The sequence below is a fragment of the Pseudomonas azotoformans genome (genome assembly GCF_900103345.1).
In the GTDB taxonomy this organism is placed as follows: domain Bacteria; phylum Pseudomonadota; class Gammaproteobacteria; order Pseudomonadales; family Pseudomonadaceae; genus Aquipseudomonas; species Aquipseudomonas azotoformans.
In genome coordinates, this window is sequence record NZ_LT629702.1 from 6,123,244 (window position 1) to 6,140,055 (window position 16,812).

Consider the following 16,812-nt stretch of genomic DNA (forward strand, 5'->3'; position numbering starts at 1 on the left):
TGGATTAGCTGAGAGTAGAGGCCAGGCGCGAGGTCAACAAATACTAAATACTGAATGCAGCATTCGATTAAATAGATGGCTTGCGCGGGTGCGGCTGTTCACGGGCGACTGTCAGGAACGGGTCCACCAGCGCCGGGCGCGCCGTGCCACGGCGCCAGGCCAGGCCCACGTCGAGGGTCTGGCTGAGGTCGGCAATGGGCCGTGCTTCGATAATGTCGCCCTCCAGCGACCACGGGCGGTAGGTCATGTCCGGTTGGATCGACACGCCGAGGCCTGCTGCCACCAGGCTTCGCACCGCTTCGGTGGAGGCGGTGCGCAGGGTGACGCGCGGTTGCAGCCCCGCGCTGGTCCACAGGCGTTGGGCGTTTTGGCCCATTTCGTCAACGTTCAGCTGGATCAACGGCTCGCGCGCCACGTCGGCCAGGTTGATGCTGTCGTGCTCCAGCAACGGATGCTGTGCCGGCAGCCAAAGCCGGTGAGGGGAGTGGGTGAGCACTTCGGTCTGCAGCGCGTGGCGGTCTTCGAGGTTGGAGAGGATCAGTACGCCCACGTCGATTTCACCGCTGACCAGCAAATGCTCGATGTACGGGCGTTCATCCTCCATCACGCGGATTTCCACGTTGGGGTAGGCGCGCTGGAAGCGGGTCAGCAAGTCGGCGAGGTAGTAACCCGCCACCAGGCTGGTCACACCGATGATCAACTGCCCGGCGACCTGGTCGGTGCTCTGCTGCAGGCTGCGCTTGGCGTTGTCGACGGTGGCGAGAATCAAGTGCGCCTGGCGCAGGAACTGATGGCCCTGGTGGGTGAGGGTCATGCCCTTGGCGTGACGGTTGAACAGGTTGACGCCGATTTCCTGCTCCAATTGCTGGATCGCCAGGGTCAGCGTCGACTGGGAGATAAACGCCGTCTGCGCGGCAGCGGAGATCGAGCCGGTCTCGGCCACGGCAATAAAGTGCCGGATTTGACGCAAGGTCATCATGCTGGAATTACCGGTGGGGTGTTTTTATAGATTTACCCGAGTGTATATCGATTTAAGTGAAGGGCGGCCGCGTTACATCTGGAAGCACTCTAGATCAGGGCTTTTTGGCACTTAGTTTTACGCTGGGGGCCTATTGGTCCTATGAACCCAAGTGTCTGGAGGCTGCGAATGAATACCCGTGGATTGCTCGATCAGTTGCTCAAGTCTGGCCAGGACATGCTGCAAAACAAGGCTGGCGGCCAGCGTAAACAGGACGACAAAGGTGCGCTGGGCGGTCTGCTCGGCGGTGGCGGCCTGGGCAGCCTGCTCGGTGGTGCCGGTGGCGGCGCGCTGGCGGCGGGAGCCATGGGCCTGCTGCTGGGCAACAAGAAGGCGCGCAAATTCGGCGGCAAGGCATTGACCTACGGCGGTTTGGCGGCCTTGGGCGTTATCGCGTACAAGGCCTACGGCAACTGGCAGGCCAATCAGGCCAGCGCACCCCAGGGCGAGCCACAGACCATCGACCGCTTGCCACCGGCCCAGGTCGAACAACACAGCCAGGCCATCCTGAAGGCGCTGGTCGCGGCGGCCAAGGCCGATGGCCATGTGGACGAGCGCGAGCGTGCGCTGATCGAATGTGAATTCACCAAGCTGGATAACGACCGCGAGCTGCAAAGCTGGCTCCATACCGAGCTCAACAAACCCCTCGACCCGGCCGATGTGGCTCGCGCGGCAGGCACCCCGGAAATGGCGGCCGAGATGTACATCGCTAGCGTGATGCTGGTGGATGAGGAGAACTTCATGGAGAAGGCCTACCTTGACGAACTGGCCCGCCAACTGAAGCTTGAGCCCGGCTTGAAGCTGGAACTGGAAAAACAGGTGCGGCTGAACGCGTAAAGACGGGGCGTGCAGCGATCAAAATGTGCGAGGGGGGCTTGCCCCTCCGATAGTGGTGTTTCAGTCTATTTACAGTTGGCTGGCACACCGCCATCGGGGGCAAGCCCCCTCGCACATTTGCATTCTGTGGACGCTACATCAAAACCTGTTGATAAATGAGGTCTTCTGCTCAGCTATACTCCCCTCCATTTGAATGGCCCTCCGAGGAATTACTGTGAAGAACTGGACCTTGCGCCAACGCATCCTGGCAAGTTTTGCGGTCATTATCGCCATCATGCTGTTAATGGTCGTGGTCTCCTATTCACGGTTACTGAAGATCGAAACCAGTGAAGTCGCGGTGCGCGACGATGCTGTGCCCGGGGTCTACCTCAGTTCCATGATCCGCAGCGCGTGGGTCGACAGTTACCTGCAGACTCTGGAGTTGATCGGCCTGCGTGAAGACAAGGGCCTGACCGATACCGACAAGGCCGACTTCAAGTCCTATGAAGCGCGCATCATGCAGCAGATGGCCAACTACCAGGCGACCATCAATGGCGGCGACGACCAGGCCGAGTTCGATAAATTCGAAGCCCAGCACCAGGCCTACAACAAGGCGTTGGCTGCCGTGATAGAGCGCCTGCAGAACAAGGACATAGCCGGCGCACGCAAGCTGTTCGACACGCAGATGACGCCCAGTTGGGTCGCCGGCCGCATGAAGCTCAACGACATCATTACCGAGAACAAGAACGTCGCCGACCGTGCGACCAACGCGATCGATGATGCCGTATCCGCCGCGAAAATCAGCATGTTCGTATCGCTGGCCCTGGCCATCCTCGCCGCCGGTTTGTGCGGCCTGCTGCTGATGCGCGCGATCATGGCGCCCATGCAGCGCATCGTCGATATCCTCGAAACCATGCGCGACGGCGACCTGAGCAAGCGCTTGAACCTGGAACGCAAGGACGAGTTCGGCGCGGTCGAAACCGGCTTCAACGACATGATGACCGAGCTCACGGCCCTGGTGTCCCAGGCTCAGCGCTCGTCGGTGCAGGTCACCACCTCGGTGACCGAGATTGCCGCCACCTCCAAGCAGCAACAGGCCACCGCCACCGAAACGGCCGCCACCACCACCGAGATCGGCGCTACCTCCCGCGAGATCGCGGCCACCTCCAAGGACCTGGTGCGCACCATGACCGAAGTGTCCACCGCTGCCGACCAGGCGTCGGTTGCCGCCGGTTCCGGCCAGCAAGGCCTGGCACGCATGGAAGAAACCATGCACTCGGTGATGGGCGCCGCCGACCTGGTCAACGCCAAGCTGGCGATCCTCAATGAGAAGGCTGGCAACATCAACCAAGTGGTGGTGACCATCGTCAAGGTCGCCGACCAGACCAACCTGTTGTCGCTGAATGCCGCCATCGAAGCCGAGAAGGCCGGTGAATACGGCCGCGGTTTTGCCGTGGTCGCCACCGAAGTGCGCCGTCTCGCCGACCAGACCGCCGTGGCCACCTACGACATCGAACAGATGGTGCGCGAGATTCAGTCGGCAGTGTCGGCGGGTGTGATGGGCATGGACAAGTTCTCCGAAGAAGTGCGCCGTGGCATGTTTGAAGTGCAGCAAGTGGGCGAGCAACTGTCGCAGATCATCCACCAGGTACAGGCGCTGGCGCCGCGGGTGTTGATGGTCAATGAAGGCATGCAGGCCCAGGCCACCGGTGCCGAGCAGATCAACCACGCCCTCGTGCAACTGGGCGATGCCAGCAGCCAGACCGTCGAGTCCCTGCGCCAGGCCAGCTTTGCCATCGATGAGCTGAGCCAGGTGGCGGTCGGTCTGCGCAGCGGCGTGTCGCGTTTCAAAGTCTGATGAGCGACCTCGCGGCTAAACGCGGCGCCGTCCCGGCAGCGAAAAAGGCGTTGTTCCTGGTGTTTCACATCGGCAACGAACGTTATGCCCTCAAGGCCACGGAAGTGGCCGAGGTACTGCCGCGCCTGCCGTTGAAACCGATTGCCCATGCCCCGCTGTGGGTGGCGGGCATCTTTGCCCATCGCGGCGCGCTGGTGCCGGTGATCGACCTCAGCGCCCTGACCTTCGGCACCGCCGCCCAGGCGCGCACCAGCACCCGGCTGGTGCTGGTCAATTACCAGCCCGAGCCCTGGCGCGAGCCACGTTGGCTGGGGTTGATCCTGGAACAGGCCACCGACACCCTGCGCTGCGACCCGGCGGAGTTCCAGCCCTATGGCCTGGACAACCGCCAGGCGCCGTACCTGGGACCGGTGCGCGAAGATGCGCGGGGCCTGATGCAATGGATCGGTGTGAATGACCTGTTGACCGACGACGTGCGCGCCGTGCTGTTTTGCCCCGAGTTGAGCCTATGAGCCACGACCCGCGTTTCTTTGCCTTCCTGAAAGAGCGCATCGGCCTGGACGTTGCCTCGGTCGGCGAAGCCATTATCGAGCGCGCGGTGCGCCAACGCACTCAGGCGGTCAACGCGCAGACCCCCGGCGAATATTGGCAGTACCTGCAAAGCTCCCAGGATGAACAGCAAGCGCTGATCGAAGCGGTGATCGTCCCGGAAACCTGGTTTTTCCGTTACCCCGAATCCTTTGCGACCCTGGCCCGCCTGGCCAAGGCGCGCCTGGCCGAAATCAAGCAGATGCGTGCGCTGCGTATCCTCAGCCTGCCGTGCTCCACCGGTGAAGAACCTTACTCGATCGCCATGGCGTTGCTGGATGCCGGGTTGGCGCCGCATCAGTTCAAGGTGCAGGGCCTGGATGTCAGCCCGTTGTCGGTGGAGCGCGCGCGGCGTGGGGTGTATGGCAAAAACTCCTTTCGCGGCGGCGATATCGCCTTCCGTGACCGCCATTTCACCGAACACAGCGACGGTTATCACATTGCCGAGCGCGTGCGCGAACAGGTGCGCCTGCAAGTCGGCAACCTGCTCGATCCGACACTGCTGGCCAATGAGGCGAGCTACGACTTCGTGTTCTGCCGCAACCTGCTGATCTACTTCGACCAGCCGACCCAGAAACAAGTGTTCGACGTGCTCAAGGGCCTGACCCATGTGGACGGCGTGCTGTTTATCGGCCCGGCCGAGGGCAGCCTGCTGGGGCGCCATGGCATGCGCTCGATTGGTGTGCCGCAGTCCTTTGCGTTCAGTCGGCATGCCGCGCCGGTCAAGCCCGAGCCGGTGTTTGTGCCCGTGCCTGCACCGGTTCCACAGCGCAGTGCCGCGCCGATTCCGGTCAAGCCGAGGCCGTTCAGTAGCGTCGGTGCCCAAGTGCTGCCGATCAAAACGCCGCACACCGATGCGGGCGACTTGCTCAGCCGCATCGCCACCTTGGCCAACGAAGGCAAAAGCGCTGACGCCCGTGCTGCATGCGAACAGTATTTGAGTCACCATCCGCCGGCCGCCCAGGTGTTCTACTGGCTGGGGTTGCTCAGCGACGTGGCCGGCAGTGCCCTGGAAGCCCAGGGTTATTATCGAAAAGCCTTGTACCTGGAACCCCAGCACCCGCAGGCCTTGATGCACCTGGCCGCGTTGCTCGAATCCCAGGGCGACAGTGCGGGGGCGCGCCGCTTGCAGGCGCGGGCCGCGCGCAGTGAGCGAGCTGACAGTGAGTCCAAACGATGAGTAACACCGACGCGCTCGATACCGCAGGGCTGGACCTGACCCTGGCCGATACCCAGGCCATCGACGACTGCTGGAACCGCATCGGCATCCACGGCGACAAGTCCTGCCCGTTGCTGGCGGACCATATTCACTGCCGCAACTGCTCGGTGTACTCCGCAGCGGCCACACGCTTGCTGGACCGCTACGCCTTGCAGCAGGACGCGCATCGCCCGCATGCCGTCGTGGAACTGGGCGAAGACGTGGTCACCCGCTCCCTGCTGATGTTTCGCCTCGGTGAGGAGTGGCTGGGCATTGCCACCCGCTGCCTGGTGGAAGTCGCGCCGCTGCAACCGATTCACTCGCTGCCGCACCAACGTTCCCGCGCCTTGCTCGGCGTGGCCAATGTCCGTGGTGCGCTGGTGGCGTGCCTGTCGCTGGTGGAACTGCTGGGCCTGGATGCCACCAGTAACGGCGCCAGCGGTGGGCGCATCATGCCGCGCATGTTGATCATCGCTGCGCAGGATGGTCCGGTGGTGGTGCCGGTGGATGAAGTCGATGGCATCCATGCCATCGATGAGCGCACCTTGAAGGCCGCCTCGGCCTCGGGCACCCAGGCCAGTGCGCGCTACACCCAAGGCGTGTTGCAGTGGAAAGGCCGCAGCCTGCGTTGGCTGGACGAGGCGCAATTGTTGTCTGCCGTGACCCGGAGCCTCACATGACCCCCGACCAGATGCGCGATGCCTCGCTGCTGGAACTGTTCAGCCTGGAAGCCGACGCCCAGACCCAGGTATTGAGCGCGGGCCTGCTGGCCCTGGAACGCAACCCGACCCAGGCCGACCAGCTTGAAGCGTGCATGCGCGCCGCGCACTCGCTCAAAGGCGCGGCGCGCATTGTTGGAGTGGACGCCGGGGTCAGCGTGTCCCACGTCATGGAGGACTGCCTGGTCAGCGCCCAGGAAAGCCGCCTGTATCTGCAACCCGAACATATCGATGCGCTGTTGCAAGGCACCGACCTGCTGATGCGCATCGCCACGCCGGGCAATGATGTGGGGCCGGCGGATATCGAGGCCTATGTGGCGCTGATGGAGCGTTTGCTCGACCCGTCCCAGGCGCCTGTCAACGCTGCACCTGTGCCAGAACCGGCGCCCCTTGTCGAAGCACTGCTGCCTGAGCCCGAACCCGAGCCTGCGCCGCCGGTGGTCGCCGAGCCGCCACGCCAGAACAAGCGTATGACCGAAGGCGGCGAGCGCGTACTGCGGGTGACCGCCGAGCGTTTGAACAGCCTGCTCGACCTTTCGAGCAAATCCCTGGTGGAGACCCAGCGGCTCAAGCCCTACCTGGCCAGCCTGCAACGCCTCAAGCGCATTCAGAGCCAGAGCGTGCGCGCGCTGGATACCCTGGACGGGCAACTCAAGACTCAACAACTGCCCCTCGAAGCCCAGGAAGCCCTGGCCGACACCCGCCGCCTGCTCAGCGAAGCCCAGGCCCTGCTCGCGGAAAAAACCGCCGAGCTGGACGAGTTCGGCTGGCAGGCCGGCCAGCGTGCGCAAGTGCTGTATGACACCGCGCTGGCCTGTCGCATGCGCCCGTTTGCCGATGTGCTGGCCGGGCAAGTGCGCATGGTGCGCGACCTCGGCCGCAGCCTCGGCAAGCAAGTGCGCCTGGAGATCGAAGGCGAAAAGACCCAGGTTGACCGCGACGTGCTGGAAAAGCTCGAAGCGCCGCTCACTCATTTATTGCGCAACGCTGTCGACCACGGCATCGAAATGCCTGAGCAACGCCTGCTGGCGGGCAAGCCGGCGGAAGGCTTGATACGCCTGCGCGCCTCCCATCAGGCCGGGTTGCTGGTACTGGAACTGAGCGATGACGGCAACGGCGTCGACCTGGAGCGCCTGCGCGGCACCATCGTCGATCGGCACCTCTCGCCGCTGGAAACCGCCCTGCGCCTGAGCGAAGAAGAGCTCCTGACGTTTCTGTTCCTGCCGGGGTTCAGCCTGCGCGACAAGGTCACCGAAGTGTCAGGGCGCGGCGTCGGCCTGGATGCGGTGCAGCATATGGTTCGCCAACTGCGCGGTGCGGTGGTGCTGGAGCAGACGGCGGGGCAGGGCAGTCGTTTCCACCTGGAAGTGCCGCTGACCCTGTCGGTGGTGCGCAGTCTGGTGGTGGAAGTCGGCGAAGAAGCCTATGCGTTCCCGCTGGCCCATATCGAACGCATGTGCGACCTGGCGCCTGACGACATCGTGCAATTGGAAGGCCGCCAGCATTTCTGGCACGAGGGCCGGCATGTCGGGCTGGTCGCCGCCAGCCAGTTGTTGCAACGCCCGGCGGGGCAGAGTCAGTCGGACACCCTGAAAGTGGTGGTGATTCGCGAGCGCGATGCCGTGTACGGGATTGCCGTGGAGCGTTTTATCGGCGAGCGTACGCTGGTGGTGCTGCCGCTGGATGATCGCCTGGGCAAGGTCCAGGATATTTCTGCCGGTGCCTTGCTGGACGACGGCTCGGTGGTGTTGATCGTCGACGTCGAAGATATGCTGCGTTCGGTGGACAAGTTGCTCAACACCGGCCGCTTGGAACGCATTGCCCGGCGCAGCCAGCAAACCACCGAGGCGCCGCGCAAGCGGGTGCTGGTGGTGGACGATTCGCTGACCGTGCGCGAACTGCAACGCAAATTGCTGCTTAATCGTGGTTATGAAGTGGCCGTGGCGGTCGATGGCATGGACGGCTGGAACGCCTTGCGCTCCGAAGACTTTGACCTGTTGATCACTGATATTGATATGCCTCGTATGGACGGTATTGAATTGGTCACACTCTTGCGCCGTGACAGTCGCCTGCAATCGTTGCCGGTGATGGTGGTGTCCTACAAAGACCGTGAAGAAGACCGACGTCGTGGACTGGACGCCGGCGCCGACTATTATTTAGCCAAAGCCAGTTTCCACGATGACGCCCTGCTGGACGCCGTGGTGGAACTGATCGGAGGCGCACGGGCATGAGGATTGCGATCGTCAATGACATGCCCCTGGCGGTGGAGGCCTTGCGCCGCGCCTTGAGCTTCGAGCCCGCGCACGAAGTGGTGTGGGTGGCCAGCAACGGCCTGGAGGCGGTGCAGCGCTGCGCCGAACTGACCCCGGACCTGATCCTGATGGACCTGATCATGCCGGTGATGGACGGCGTGGAGGCCACGCGCCAGATCATGGCCGAGACCCCGTGCGCCATCGTCATCGTGACCGTCGACCGCCAGGCCAATGTCAGCCGGGTGTTCGAAGCCATGGGCCATGGCGCCCTGGACGTGGTGGACACGCCGACCCTGGGCGTGGGCAACCCCAAGGATGCAGCGGCGCCGCTGCTGCGCAAGATCCTCAATATCGGCTGGCTGATCGGCCAGCGTGGCAGCCGTGTACGCGCCGAAACCGTCGCGCCGCGCATGACCGGCAAGCGCCAGAGCCTGGTGGCCATTGGGTCTTCGGCGGGTGGCCCGGCTGCCCTGGAAATCCTGCTCAAGGGCTTGCCCCGGGACTTTCCCGCCGCCATCGTGCTGGTGCAGCATGTGGACCAGGTGTTCGCCGCCGGTATGGCCGAATGGCTGAGCAGCGCCTCCGGCCTGCCGGTACGCCTGGCCCGTGAAGGTGAGCCGCCACAAAGCGGCGTGGTCCTGCTGGCCGGCACCAACCATCACATTCGTTTATTGAAGAATGGCACGCTAGCCTATACCGCTGAACCGGTGAACGAGATTTACCGGCCTTCGATCGACGTGTTTTTCGAAAGCGTGGCCAGCCACTGGAATGGCGATGCCGTCGGCGTACTGCTGACCGGCATGGGGCGCGACGGGGCCCAGGGCCTCAAATTGCTGCGTGAACAAGGTTATTTGACCATCGCCCAGGATCAGCACAGCTCGGCGGTGTACGGCATGCCCAAAGCGGCGGCGGCGATTGATGCTGCTGTTGAAATTCGCCCACTGGATAGAATTGCGCCCCGACTGTTGGAGGTCTTTGCCAAATGAACAAGGCCTCTCGCGGTGCTGGCTTGCAGGTAGTAATTCAGGTGACTGCAGATGAATGATTTACAGATCGACGACATCAAGACCGACGAAAATGCCGCCATGGTGTTGCTGGTCGACGACCAGGCCATGATCGGCGAAGCCGTGCGGCGTGGCCTGGCCCATGAGGAGAACATCGATTTCCACTTCTGCGCCGATCCGCACCAGGCGATTGCCCAGGCGATCCGCATCAAGCCGACCGTTATCCTGCAAGACCTGGTAATGCCCGGCCTCGACGGCTTGACCCTGGTGCGCGAATACCGCAACCACCCGGCCACGCAGAACATCCCGATCATCGTGCTTTCGACCAAGGAAGACCCGTTGATCAAGAGTGCGGCGTTTTCGGCCGGGGCCAATGATTACCTGGTCAAGTTGCCGGATAACATCGAGCTGGTGGCGCGTATCCGCTATCACTCGCGCTCGTACATGACGTTGTTGCAACGGGACGCGGCCTATCGTGCGTTGCGGGTCAGCCAGCAGCAACTGTTGGACACCAATCTGGTGCTGCAACGGTTGATGAACTCCGACGGCCTGACGGGGCTTTCCAATCGTCGTCACTTTGATGAATACCTGGAGCTGGAGTGGCGGCGTGCCATGCGTGACCAGACCCAGTTGTCGTTGTTGATGATTGATGTGGATTTCTTCAAGACCTACAACGATAGTTTTGGGCATGTTGAAGGTGACGAGGCGTTGCGCAAGGTTGCGGCGACCATCCGTGAGGCCAGCAGTCGGCCTTCGGATTTGCCGGCGCGCTATGGGGGGGAGGAGTTTGCCCTGGTGCTGCCTAATACTTCGCCGGGCGGGGCGCGGTTGGTGGCTGAGAAGCTGCGGATGGCGGTGGCTGCGCTGAAAATTCCGCACATTGCGCCGACCGAGGGGTCCAGCCTTACGATTAGCATTGGGCTGTCAACTATGACGCCGCAGCAGGGGACGGATTGTCGGCAGGTGATTGTGGCGGCGGACAAGGGGTTGTATACGGCCAAGCATAATGGGCGCAATCAGGTGGGGATTGAGTAGGGCTTTGCATTGCTGTGTACATATCCGTTTTTTGGGTCATGGCAGCTATTGGTTCCGCTCTTACAGCGGGTCACTTTTTGAAGAGCGCTGTACGGACCGGACACATGGTTGACGGGGCGCCCCAGATCAAAAGCAAGAGCGCGGCGGCCTTAGAGCCGACCGGATTGTATGGCCGGTACTCGGTCAAAGTGTGGGAGGGGGCTTGCCCCCGATGGCAGTGGGTCAGTCACTGATGAGTTGGCTGACACACCGCCATCGGGGGCAAGCCCCCTCCCACAGTTTGATCTTCATGTATCAGTTGAAGGGGGGCTTGCTCTGGCTCTGGCTCTGGCTCTGGCTCTGGCTCTGGCTCTGGCTTTTGATTTTGATCTAAGGCAGCCCCCCAAATCACTGTCGGATTACGGGCACACCGAGCCTAGGCGAGGTGCCGAGTGTTGGGGCAAGAGCGTTTTGCTTACTTTTGACTGGGCCGGCATTCCGGCTTTTCAAAAATGAGCCGCCGTAAGGGCGGAACCATAGGTGGCCGTTACCCAAATAACGGATATGCCCACCACCAACCCCACGCCTTTTCGCCCAGCGGGCTGCCGTTCCCCCCCATTTGCCGTTATACTCGCCGGCTTTCAAAAGTTCGCCAACGAGTGCTGCCCGCCATGGAAATCAACCCGATCCTTAACACCATCAAGGACCTGTCCGAGCGCTCCGAAACTATTCGGGGGTATCTTTGACTACGATCAAAAGCATGAGCGTCTGACCGAAGTCAATCGCGAGCTTGAAGATCCTGCTGTCTGGAACAAACCTGAATATGCCCAGGAACTGGGCCGCGAGCGCGCTGCGCTGGCGCAGATCGTCGACACCCTCGACGAACTGAACACCGGTCTGGCCGATTGCCGTGACCTGCTGGACATGGCCGTCGAAGAAAACGACGAAGGCGCAGTGGGCGATGTCGTCGCCGAGTTGGCCCGTCTCGAGGAAAACCTCGCCAAGCTCGAATTCCGCCGCATGTTCAGCCATGAAATGGACCCGAACAACGCCTACCTGGACATCCAGGCCGGTTCCGGTGGCACCGAGGCTCAGGACTGGGCCAACATCCTGCTGCGCATGTACCTGCGCTGGGCGGACAAGCGCGGTTTCGAAGCGACGATCATGGAGCTGTCCGCCGGTGAAGTCGCCGGCATCAAGGGCGCGACCGTGCACATCAAGGGTGAGTACGCCTTTGGCTGGCTGCGGACCGAAATCGGCGTGCACCGCCTGGTGCGCAAGAGCCCGTTCGACTCCGGCAACCGTCGCCACACCTCGTTCTCCGCCGTTTTCGTCTCGCCAGAGATCGACGACAAAGTGGAAATCGAGATCAACCCGGCCGACCTGCGCATCGACACCTACCGCTCCTCCGGTGCCGGTGGCCAGCACGTAAACACCACCGATTCGGCCGTACGGATCACCCACGTACCGACCAACACCGTGGTCAGCTGCCAGAACGAACGTTCCCAGCACGCCAACAAGGACACCGCCATGAAAATGCTGCGGGCCAAGTTGTACGAGCAGGAAATGCAGAAGCGCAACGCCGCTTCCCAGGCGCTGGAAGACACCAAGTCGGACATCGGCTGGGGTCATCAGATCCGCTCTTATGTGCTCGATGCGTCGCGGATCAAGGATCTGCGCACTAACATCGAACGCAGCGACTGTGACAAGGTGCTCGACGGCGATATCGACGAATACCTGGAAGCCAGCCTGAAATCTGGCCTGTAACACATGCAATGCGGGATTGCCTGGCACCCCTCGACCCTTGTGGGAGCGGGCTTGCCCGCGATCCCCAGCCGCAGGCTGGGGCAACGAACCTGATGGAAAATCTAAAGACATGAGCGACCAACAACTCGACCCGCAAGCCCTGCAACAGGAAGAAAACTCCCTGATCGCCCTGCGCAAGGAAAAGCTTGCTGCCGAGCGCGCCAAGGGCAATGCCTTCCCCAACGACTTCCGCCGCGAAAACTACTGCGATGCCTTGCAGAAACAGTACGCGGACAAGACCAAGGAAGAACTGGCAGAGGCAGCGATCCCGGTCAAGGTGGCGGGTCGCATCATGCTCAACCGTGGCTCGTTCATGGTGATCCAGGACATGACCGGGCGTATCCAGGTCTACGTCAACCGCAAGACGCTTTCGGAAGAAACCCTGGCCTCGGTGAAAACCTGGGACATGGGCGACATCATCGCCGCCGAAGGCACCCTGGCCCGTTCCGGCAAGGGCGACCTGTACGTCGAAATGACCAATGTGCGCCTGCTGACCAAGTCCTTGCGCCCGCTGCCGGACAAGCATCACGGCCTGACCGACACCGAGCAGCGCTACCGTCAGCGCTACGTTGACCTGATCGTCAACGAAGAGGTGCGCCAGACCTTCCGCGTGCGTTCGCAAGTGATCGCGCACATCCGCAGCTTCCTGATGAAGCGCGACTTCCTCGAAGTCGAAACGCCGATGCTGCAGACCATTCCTGGCGGCGCCGCGGCCAAGCCGTTCGAGACCCACCACAACGCGCTGGACATGGAAATGTTCCTGCGCATCGCGCCGGAGCTGTACCTCAAGCGCCTGGTGGTGGGGGGCTTTGAAAAAGTCTTCGAGATCAACCGCAACTTCCGTAACGAAGGCGTTTCGACCCGTCACAACCCTGAATTCACCATGTTGGAGTTCTACCAGGCCTACGCCGACTACGAAGACAACATGGACCTGACCGAAGAACTGTTCCGCGAACTGGCGCAGCTGGTCCTGGGCAGCACCGACGTGCCGTACGGCGACAAGGTGTTCCACTTCGGCGAGCCGTTCGTGCGCCTGTCGGTGTTCGATTCGATCCTCAAGTACAACCCTGAGCTGACGGCCGACGATCTGAACGACATCGACAAGGCCCGCGCCATCGCCAAGAAAGCCGGCGCCAAGGTGCTGGGCTTCGAAGGCCTGGGCAAATTGCAGGTGATGATTTTCGAAGAGCTGGTCGAGCACAAACTCGAACAGCCGCACTTCATTACCCAGTACCCGTTCGAAGTGTCGCCGCTGGCCCGTCGCAACGACGACAACCCGAACGTCACTGACCGTTTCGAGCTGTTCATCGGTGGCCGTGAGATCGCCAACGCCTACTCCGAGTTGAACGACGCGGAAGACCAGGCCGAGCGCTTCATGGCCCAGGTGGCGGACAAGGACGCTGGCGACGATGAAGCCATGCACTACGACGCCGACTTCGTCCGCGCCCTGGAGTACGGCATGCCGCCGACCGCCGGTGAAGGCATCGGCATCGACCGCCTGGTGATGCTGTTGACCAACTCGCCGTCGATCCGCGACGTGATCTTGTTCCCGCACATGCGGCCACAAGCGTAACCGTAGCGAAATCCGAAGCCGCCTTTTATAAGGCGGCTTTTTTATGTGGCGTTAATAAGCGTCAAGCAAACAGCGCCAGGAGATCGTTCCCACGCTCGGCGTGGTAACGCATACCGTGACGCTCCGCGTCACCTAATAAGGAAATCTGTCGTGAACCGCGTAACCGCTCAAGAAGGCGCCGCCGGCATTGCCGCTGCCGTGGCTGAAAGCGTCCAGTACCAGGGCCGCAAGGCCAGTCGTCGGGGCAGCGAGCAACGCAGGCAAGACATTCTCGATGCGGCCATGCGCATCGTGGTACGTGACGGCGTGCGGGCCGTGCGCCATCGAGCGGTGGCGGCGGAGGCGGGCGTGCCCCTGTCGGCCACCACCTATTACTTCAAGGATATCGATGACCTGCTCACCGATACCTTCGCCCAATACGTCGAACGCAGCGCCGCGTTCATGGGCAAGCTGTGGGTGCGTAACGAAGGCCTGTTGCGTGAAATGGTCGCCTATGGTGATGGCAGCCCCGAATCCCGTTCACAACTGGCCGATGACATTGCACGGCTGACCGCTGATTACGTCTTGCGCCAATTGACCAACCGCCGTGAACACCTGATGGCCGAGCAGGCGTTTCGCCAGGAAGCCTTGCTCAACCCGCGCCTGGCGGAGTTGGTGCGCTCCCACCAGCAAATTCTGTTGCAGGGTACCGGGCAGTTTTTCCAGGTATTGGGCTCCCGCGAGCCGCAACAGGATGCCAAAGTGTTGACGGCGATAATCAGTCGGATGGAATATCAGGGCCTGCTGGGCAGCGCAGAGCCTCTGACCGGTGAAGAGATGCTTGAGATCCTCAAGCGCTATATGCATTTGGTGTTGGCCTCGGTCTGACACCGCCCACTTTGTAGGAGCGAGCTTGCTCGCGAAGGTCGTTAACGATGGCGCGGGCATTTTGAATGTACGCGGTGTTTGTGAGTTCTTCGCGAGCAAGCTCGCTCCTACAGGGATGTGTTTTGATTGGGAGCTCTCCATGAATCGCTGGCGTATTGTGCTAACCGCCTTGTCGTTCCTGCTGCTCAGCGGTTGCCTGGTGACCTTCAAGGACCCGCTGCCGGCCCATGACGCCGCGCTGCCAGCCCTGCTGGGCCAATGGGCGAGCAAAAACGCCTGGGGCGAGCCGCTCAACCTGCATATCAGCGCCGTCGGTGAACACCGCTATAAAGCCGTGAGCTACCCTACAGCCAAGCCCGGCCAGCGTGACGAATACCGGTTTACCGTTTCGCGCCATGGCAGCCGCTGGTATTTGTCGGCGCCGCTGCCGGCCAAGCTCGGTGGGCATTTCATCCTGGCGGGATTCGAGATCAACGAAAAGCACGAATTAGTGGTCTACACCCTCGACCTTGAGCAGATCCATCAAGCCATAGGCCAACAGGCATTGCACGGCAGCACCGTGGACACCGTTGAGGGCGCCGGCGTGTTGGTGGACAGCCCCTTGGACCAGGTGTTTGCGTACCTGGATGACCCGGCCAATGCCGATGTATTCGTGGAAGCCGTGCGCTATCAGCACACGGGCAAATAACGTTTAAAAGAGGAAGCACCGGGTGGACGATTACCAGCAGACGATACGCACCTTGTCTGATCGCATTGTGCTGGCGCAAACACCGATTCGCGTCCTCGACGCCGTGAAATGGGACGAGAACATTCGCCAGGGATTCCTCAAGGCCAAGGGCAGGGAAATGCCGGCGGTGAGCCGTGACTACTACCTCAATCGGCCACTGTCATTCGACTCCAGCGCGGTGAAGCTGGAGTTCCAGAACATCGAGCGCGACATCACCCGCCGCCTTGGCCAGTTCAGCCCGGTGGGGCAGATCATGCGCCGCATGTGCAAGGAATACCGCATGGTGGTGCGCATGCTCGAAGCGCGTGGTACCGAGGATTTCGGCCTGATCTCCCAGGAATTGTACGGCGCTGCCTCCGATGCGTTTCACGCCGGCGATCCGACCCTGGCTGACCTGGGGCTGATGCTCTCCGATTACCTGAACAATATAGACGGCCGAGGCGACTTGAAGGACGAGGCCAAGACCCTCACCGCCAAGGACGCCGTCGCCCTGCTGCAAACCCGCCTGAACAAGGTATTTGGCGAGGCCGAAGAGACCATCCGGGTGTTCGAGTCCGACGGTATTGTCGCTGACGCCGCAGCGGGCGCCGACTACATCAAGATCCGCGCCGACGCGATGTTCAACGACCGCGACGTGCGCGCCCTGGAAGTGCATGAAGGCCTGGTGCATGTGGGCACCACCCTCAATGGCCAGAACCAGCCGATCTGCACCTTCCTGTCCAAGGGCCCGCCCTCGTCCACCGTGACCCAGGAAGGCCTGGCGATTTTGATGGAGATCATCACCTTCGCCTCCTACCCGAGTCGCCTGCGCAAGCTGACCAACCGCACGCGCGCCATCCATATGGTGGAAGAGGGCGCAGACTTCCTGCAGGTGTTCGAGTTCTTCCGCGAGCAAGGCTTCGAGATGGCTGAAAGCTACGGTAACGCCAGTCGCGTCTTCCGTGGTTCGGTGCCGACCGGTCTGCCGTTCACCAAGGACCTGTCCTACCTCAAGGGCTTTATCATGGTCTACAACTACATTCAGCTGGCCGTGCGCAAAGGCAAGCTGGAACAAGTGCCGCTGTTGTTCTGCGGCAAGACCACCCTGGAAGACATGCGCACCCTGCGCCAACTGGTCGACGAAGGCCTGGTGGTGCCGCCCAAGTACCTGCCGGAGCAATTCCGCGACATGAACGCGCTGGCGGCCTGGATGTGCTTCTCCAACTTCCTCAACCACCTGAGCCTGGATCGGATCGAGGCGGATTACTCCAATATCCTATAACTAGCGTCTTCTCTGTAGGAGCGAGCGTGCTCGCGAAAAACCTGAGCACGCTGCGTGCTTCCAGGAGGCCCGCGTCATCGTTGATGTTTTTCGCGAGCAAGCTCGCTCCTA

General features: G+C 61.9%; 14 protein-coding genes. 13 read left to right on the forward strand and 1 reads right to left on the reverse strand.

Annotated features, from left to right (window positions below):
* Positions 1-67: 67 nt before the first annotated feature.
* Positions 68-979 carry a LysR family transcriptional regulator gene (locus BLR69_RS27745; RefSeq protein WP_032891728.1) on the reverse strand — a complete coding sequence of 304 codons (912 nt, stop codon included), beginning with the start codon at positions 977-979 and terminating at the stop codon, positions 68-70.
* A 168-nt stretch (positions 980-1,147) separates the two neighbouring features.
* Here BLR69_RS27745 and BLR69_RS27750 point away from each other — a divergent pair, with 168 nt between their 5' ends.
* The 13 genes from BLR69_RS27750 to BLR69_RS27815 all read left to right on the forward strand — a co-directional run bounded on the left by BLR69_RS27750 (position 1,148) and on the right by BLR69_RS27815 (position 16,701).
* Positions 1,148-1,855 (forward strand): tellurite resistance TerB family protein, encoded by a 708-nt coding sequence (locus BLR69_RS27750; RefSeq protein ID WP_071492636.1) that lies wholly within the window; start codon positions 1,148-1,150, stop codon positions 1,853-1,855.
* 214 nt (positions 1,856-2,069) lie between these two features.
* On the forward strand, positions 2,070-3,692 hold the full coding sequence (locus tag BLR69_RS27755) for a methyl-accepting chemotaxis protein (protein WP_071492635.1): 1,623 nt from the start codon (positions 2,070-2,072) through the stop codon (positions 3,690-3,692).
* Complete coding sequence (locus BLR69_RS27760; RefSeq protein WP_071492634.1) at positions 3,692-4,204, forward strand: chemotaxis protein CheW; 513 nt, start codon at positions 3,692-3,694, stop codon at positions 4,202-4,204. The genes BLR69_RS27755 and BLR69_RS27760 overlap by 1 nt, the downstream gene beginning before the upstream one ends.
* The gene (locus tag BLR69_RS27765) at positions 4,201-5,460 is read left to right on the forward strand and encodes a CheR family methyltransferase (RefSeq protein WP_071492633.1); all 1,260 of its coding nucleotides are present in this window, start codon (positions 4,201-4,203) and stop codon (positions 5,458-5,460) included. The genes BLR69_RS27760 and BLR69_RS27765 overlap by 4 nt, the downstream gene beginning before the upstream one ends.
* Entirely contained in the window at positions 5,457-6,158 is a 702-nt protein-coding gene (locus BLR69_RS27770) for a chemotaxis protein CheW (RefSeq protein ID WP_071492632.1), read from the forward strand. The genes BLR69_RS27765 and BLR69_RS27770 overlap by 4 nt, the downstream gene beginning before the upstream one ends.
* The gene (locus tag BLR69_RS27775; RefSeq protein ID WP_071492631.1) at positions 6,155-8,428 is read left to right on the forward strand and encodes a hybrid sensor histidine kinase/response regulator; all 2,274 of its coding nucleotides are present in this window, start codon (positions 6,155-6,157) and stop codon (positions 8,426-8,428) included. The genes BLR69_RS27770 and BLR69_RS27775 overlap by 4 nt, the downstream gene beginning before the upstream one ends.
* Positions 8,425-9,435 (forward strand): chemotaxis response regulator protein-glutamate methylesterase, encoded by a 1,011-nt coding sequence (cheB, locus tag BLR69_RS27780; protein ID WP_071492630.1) that lies wholly within the window; start codon positions 8,425-8,427, stop codon positions 9,433-9,435. The genes BLR69_RS27775 and cheB overlap by 4 nt, the downstream gene beginning before the upstream one ends.
* A 51-nt stretch (positions 9,436-9,486) precedes the next feature.
* Positions 9,487-10,488 (forward strand): diguanylate cyclase, encoded by a 1,002-nt coding sequence (locus BLR69_RS27785; RefSeq protein WP_012722554.1) that lies wholly within the window; start codon positions 9,487-9,489, stop codon positions 10,486-10,488.
* A 650-nt stretch (positions 10,489-11,138) separates the two neighbouring features.
* Positions 11,139-12,234, forward strand: a protein-coding gene (gene prfB / locus BLR69_RS27795; protein WP_100215725.1) for a peptide chain release factor 2 whose coding sequence is annotated in 2 segments (ribosomal slippage) — positions 11,139-11,210 and positions 11,212-12,234 — 1,095 coding nt in all. Because the reading frame shifts where the segments join, the coding sequence is not laid out codon by codon here.
* A gap of 109 nt (positions 12,235-12,343) precedes the next feature.
* Complete coding sequence (gene lysS / locus BLR69_RS27800; RefSeq protein ID WP_058425327.1) at positions 12,344-13,846, forward strand: lysine--tRNA ligase; 1,503 nt, start codon at positions 12,344-12,346, stop codon at positions 13,844-13,846.
* Positions 13,847-13,996: 150 nt separating this feature from the next.
* Positions 13,997-14,713, forward strand: coding sequence for a TetR/AcrR family transcriptional regulator (locus BLR69_RS27805; protein ID WP_058425326.1), 717 nt, complete (start codon positions 13,997-13,999; stop codon positions 14,711-14,713).
* A 139-nt stretch (positions 14,714-14,852) separates the two neighbouring features.
* Entirely contained in the window at positions 14,853-15,401 is a 549-nt protein-coding gene (locus BLR69_RS27810) for a hypothetical protein (RefSeq protein WP_071496975.1), read from the forward strand.
* Positions 15,402-15,423: 22 nt separating this feature from the next.
* Positions 15,424-16,701, forward strand: a complete 1,278-nt coding sequence (locus tag BLR69_RS27815; protein WP_071496974.1) for a flavohemoglobin expression-modulating QEGLA motif protein — start codon at positions 15,424-15,426, stop codon at positions 16,699-16,701.
* The last annotated feature ends 111 nt before the right edge of the window (positions 16,702-16,812 follow it).

What these genes read in the sequence shown, in the direction of transcription:
- BLR69_RS27745 (WP_032891728.1), bottom strand. Translation starts at nt 979, where the DNA reads ATGATGACCTTGCGTCAAATCCGGCACTTTATTGCCGTGGCCGAGACC.
- BLR69_RS27750 (WP_071492636.1), top strand. Translation starts at nt 1,148, where the DNA reads ATGAATACCCGTGGATTGCTCGATCAGTTGCTCAAGTCTGGCCAGGAC.
- BLR69_RS27760 (WP_071492634.1), top strand. Translation starts at nt 3,692, where the DNA reads ATGAGCGACCTCGCGGCTAAACGCGGCGCCGTCCCGGCAGCGAAAAAG.
- BLR69_RS27765 (WP_071492633.1), top strand. Translation starts at nt 4,201, where the DNA reads ATGAGCCACGACCCGCGTTTCTTTGCCTTCCTGAAAGAGCGCATCGGC.
- BLR69_RS27770 (WP_071492632.1), top strand. Translation starts at nt 5,457, where the DNA reads ATGAGTAACACCGACGCGCTCGATACCGCAGGGCTGGACCTGACCCTG.
- BLR69_RS27775 (WP_071492631.1), top strand. Translation starts at nt 6,155, where the DNA reads ATGACCCCCGACCAGATGCGCGATGCCTCGCTGCTGGAACTGTTCAGC.
- cheB (WP_071492630.1), top strand. Translation starts at nt 8,425, where the DNA reads ATGAGGATTGCGATCGTCAATGACATGCCCCTGGCGGTGGAGGCCTTG.
- BLR69_RS27785 (WP_012722554.1), top strand. Translation starts at nt 9,487, where the DNA reads ATGAATGATTTACAGATCGACGACATCAAGACCGACGAAAATGCCGCC.
- lysS (WP_058425327.1), top strand. Translation starts at nt 12,344, where the DNA reads ATGAGCGACCAACAACTCGACCCGCAAGCCCTGCAACAGGAAGAAAAC.
- BLR69_RS27810 (WP_071496975.1), top strand. Translation starts at nt 14,853, where the DNA reads ATGAATCGCTGGCGTATTGTGCTAACCGCCTTGTCGTTCCTGCTGCTC.